The sequence below is a fragment of the Actinomycetospora sp. genome, assembly GCF_055612215.1.
The window spans coordinates 1-3423 of the sequence record NZ_JBVPVA010001081.1; the positions used below are offsets into that span (position 1 = coordinate 1).

At 78.7% G+C, this 3423-nt stretch carries 5 protein-coding genes; 2 read left to right on the forward strand and 3 right to left on the reverse strand.

The annotated features are described in order from the left end of the window. Positions 1-1317: exodeoxyribonuclease V subunit gamma (locus tag AC0CYZ_RS29165; RefSeq protein ID WP_472221610.1), on the reverse strand; the 1317-nt coding region annotated here is incomplete at its 3' end. Positions 1318-1416: 99 nt separating this feature from the next. Here AC0CYZ_RS29165 and AC0CYZ_RS29170 point away from each other — a divergent pair. Then, entirely contained in the window at positions 1417-1875 is a 459-nt protein-coding gene (locus tag AC0CYZ_RS29170) for a DUF3293 domain-containing protein (RefSeq protein ID WP_472221611.1), read from the forward strand. Positions 1876-1897: 22 nt separating this feature from the next. On the opposite strand, the gene AC0CYZ_RS29175 is transcribed toward AC0CYZ_RS29170, so the two are convergent. Continuing rightward, positions 1898-2428, reverse strand: a complete 531-nt coding sequence (locus AC0CYZ_RS29175) for a hypothetical protein (RefSeq protein WP_472221612.1) — start codon at positions 2426-2428, stop codon at positions 1898-1900. Between the two features lie 110 nt (positions 2429-2538). Continuing rightward, the gene (locus AC0CYZ_RS29180) at positions 2539-3171 is read right to left on the reverse strand and encodes a hypothetical protein (RefSeq protein ID WP_472221613.1); all 633 of its coding nucleotides are present in this window, start codon (positions 3169-3171) and stop codon (positions 2539-2541) included. Positions 3172-3231: 60 nt separating this feature from the next. Between AC0CYZ_RS29180 and AC0CYZ_RS29185 the strand changes: the two genes are divergently transcribed. Then, the coding region (locus tag AC0CYZ_RS29185; protein WP_472221614.1) for a nitroreductase/quinone reductase family protein at positions 3232-3423 on the forward strand (192 nt) is incomplete at its 3' end.

The following is a 3423-nucleotide window of genomic DNA, read 5'->3' on the forward strand; positions in this document are numbered from 1 at the left end:
GCTCGCGGTCAGCCGGGCGTCCGCGAGGTCGAGCACCGTGCCGAGCACGCCGAGCAGCGGGTTGACCTGGGTGAGGGCGCGGTCGGCGAGCCGGACCTGCAGCCGGTGCCCGGGGTGCCCGCCGTCCCCGGCGCCGCCGAACGCCGCGGTGATCAGCGGTGCGAAGGTCTCGACGTCGGGACACATGACGACAACGTCGCGGGGCTCCAGGCTCGGGTCGTCCGCGAGCAGGCCCAGGACGGCCTCGCGCAGCACCTCCACCTGCCGGTCCGGCCCGTGGCAGGCGTGCACGACGACGCTGGGGTCGCCCTCGACGTCGGTGAGCACGGGCGCGCGGTCGTGGCGCAGGTCGTCCTGCAACCGCTCCAGCAGCGTCGTCGGCGCGGCCTCCGTGGACGGGTGGTGGACGTCGACCACGCCGGGCCCGGGCGGCGGCAGGCGCAGCTGCAGCTCACGGGCGTCGCGCGCGAGGGAGCGCAGCAGCGGGTGCGCGGCGACCCCCGCCGTCGGGTCGGCGGAGCGGCGCCTCCCGGCGCCCGCCCCGGCCGCGGCGCGCACCGCGTCCCACAGCGCGGGCGAGGGGTGCGGCAGCCAGAGGTGGACCTCGCGGGTGTGCGCGAGCGCCTCGAGGACCTCCAGGTGGGCGGTGGCCAGCCGGGTGGGCCCGAAGAAGGAGAGCCGCGCCGGGAGGTCCCCGTCGCCGCCGCCGAGCCCGGCGCAGTGCTCCGGGAGCGTCTCCGCCGGCCCCGGGACGCCCACCGCCTCGCGCAGGCGGCGCCAGAGCTCGGGCTGCCAGCGCAGGTCGGCCGGGACCTCGCCGCCCGCGCCGTCCTCGTCCTCCTTGGCGGCCCAGGACCGCAGCATCGCGGGCCGGTGCTCGCCGTAGGCGTCGAAGAGCCGGGCGAGGTGGCGGGCCGCGGCGAACCGCCGGCCTGCGCGGGTGCCGGACGCGTCGCCCACGACGCCGAGGTAGGTGCCCAGCGGCGCGCACCACGCCTCGCCCGCGCAGGCGTCGATCACCTCGAGCAGCGGCCAGACGAGGCGCTCGGGCCGCCACGGGTCGTCGTGGGCGTGACGGCGCGCGCGGGCCACCAGCTCGGCGGGCGGGGGGAACTCCACGCGGGCACACACGCCGTCGTCCCCGAGGGTGGCGCCGAGGCGGTGGGCGAGGCGCTGCGCGAGCCAGCGCTCCACCCCGCGGGTGGGAACGGCGACCACGTCGGGCGCGAAGGGGTCGGCCGGCGGTGTGGCGAGCACATCGGCCAGCGCCTCGGCCAGCCGGTCCGCCCGCTCGGCGCGGTGCACGTGGAGGGTCATCCCGCTCCCCCCTCCCGGTCTCCGAGCCTGCGACCGGCACGCTAGACGCGCCCCCCGACAGCGTGGTCCGCCCCCCGGGAGCGAGGAGGAAGGCGCGCCGTGCCCGACCGCGACGAGAGGCCCGACCGGGCCACGCGGTTCGCCGGCTACGCCCGCGCGCAGGTCGTCTTCGACGCGCTCCAGGGCCGACGGCTCGTCGTGCGCCCGGCCCCGCGCCCGGGCCCCTACCCGCTCGCGGCCGCCCCGGTGCACGTGCTGACCGCGTACGACCCGGGCGCCGAACGACCCGCCGCCGCGGAGAACGACCGGCGGCAGCGGGCGCTGGAGGCCGAGCTGGCCGACCGTGGCCTCGTCGTGACGCGCGCGGTCGCGTCGGCGGCGGACGGCTCGCACGCCGAGGAGTCCGCGGCCGTCGTCGGGTGGGACGACGCCGAGGCGCTCGCCCTCGCCCGTCGGTACGGGCAGGACGCGATCTTCCGGTGGACGCCGGAGGCGTGGACCGTGGTGCCCTGCGACGGCGGCCCGCCGGTCACCCTGGGCTGGACGCTCGAGGCGTGAGCGAGGTCGAGGCCGACGAACGTCAAGGGCAGCCGGAGGACACCTTCACCCGCCACCAGCCCGCGAGCCGCCCGACGACGCCGAGCACCGGGCTGACCGACCAGCGGCAGCAGCCCGGGACCCCGAGGTCGTCGGTGGTCAGCGCGACCCCGCGGTGCGCGTCCGGGTCGGCGTACATCTGCTCGAGCAGCGCGCGGGCACGCGCGTGGCCCTCGGCGCGGCGGGCCGCGACCTGGCGCACGTGCTCCAGCCCGGCGAGCAGACCGTCGCGGACGACCTCGAGCTCGCCGAGGTCGAGCAGCCGCGGGACGTCGCCGACCCCGGCCGGACCCGCGGCGGCCGCGAGCGTCTCGGGCGCCCACGACGCCTCGAGCGTCGCCCGCAGCTCCTCGTGCAGCGCCTCGATCTGGGCGCGCAGCCCGCGGCGCGCCGCGAGCGTCTCGGGGGCGTCGAGGTCCGGCAGCTCCGGCGGCGCCGGCAGCTCGGCCGGAGCCGGCAGCGCGTGCGCCGGCGGCGCGCCGAGCACGTCGGCGCGCTCCTCGATGGAGGTCATCGCTCCTCCCGGGGTCGGTCGGGGAACGCCGAGTGTCCCCATCCGGGCCGGGTCGCGCCACCCCGGCGGGCCCGCCCTGCTGCCCGCACGAGGGCGACGACCACCGACCGTCAGGCCCCGGAGAGGTAGTGCGCCGCCCGCCACACCGCCTCGCTGACCTCCCAGCTCGCCATCCCGGGCGCCCGCACCGCGTACAGGACGACCTCGCGGCTGCGCCGTCCCGCGGCCAGCGACGGTGGCGGGTCGCCGGCCACCGGCGCCACCGGGGCGTCGGCGTCCGCGACGACGAGCGTCCCCGGGCGCACGACGTCGCCGCGCCGTCTGTCCCGCCCCCACCGCTCCCCGGCGACGGCGGGCCGCAGGCCCCACGGGCCCCGCGTACGGCGCGCGTCGAGCACCCCGAGCGGCACCCCCACCTCGGCCAGGACCGCGAGCCGCACGTCGTGGCAGGGGTCCACGGGCATCAGCTGCCCGGTGACGACAACCTCGCGCGCGTCACGCTCCATCGCGGTGGGCGGCTCGCCGGGGTCGAGGCCGACCTGACGCTCGAACGCCAGGTAGGAGACGTCCAGCAGCCGGCCCGCGCGCTCGCGGATGCGCTCGGCCGCGCGGAAGGACCCGGAGAGCCGCCCGAGCCGCTCCCGGCCCGCCTCGGCCGCGCCGGGGCCCACGGTCGCGGTCGCCGTCCACAGCTCGACCTCGCCCAGCTCGGCGCGCAGCTCCGCGTCCACGTCGCCGGCCACGACCTCACCCGCACCCGGCACCGTGATCACACCCCCCGCGCGGCCGAGGACACTGGACCCGTGAGCGACTGGAACCAGCAGATCATCGAGGACTTCCGATCCCACGGCGGACACGTCGGCGGGCAGTTCGAGGGCGCCCCACTGCTCCTCCTGCACCACGTCGGCCGCCGCAGCGGCACCGAACGCCTCAGCCCCGTGATGTACCAGGCCGTCGACGGTGGCTGGGCGGTGTTCGCGTCCAAGGCGGGTGCC

Bases quoted from the DNA above. Each gene is read 5' to 3' on its own strand.
- AC0CYZ_RS29175 (WP_472221612.1), bottom strand. From the start codon at position 2,428: ATGACCTCCATCGAGGAGCGCGCCGACGTGCTCGGCGCGCCGCCGGCG.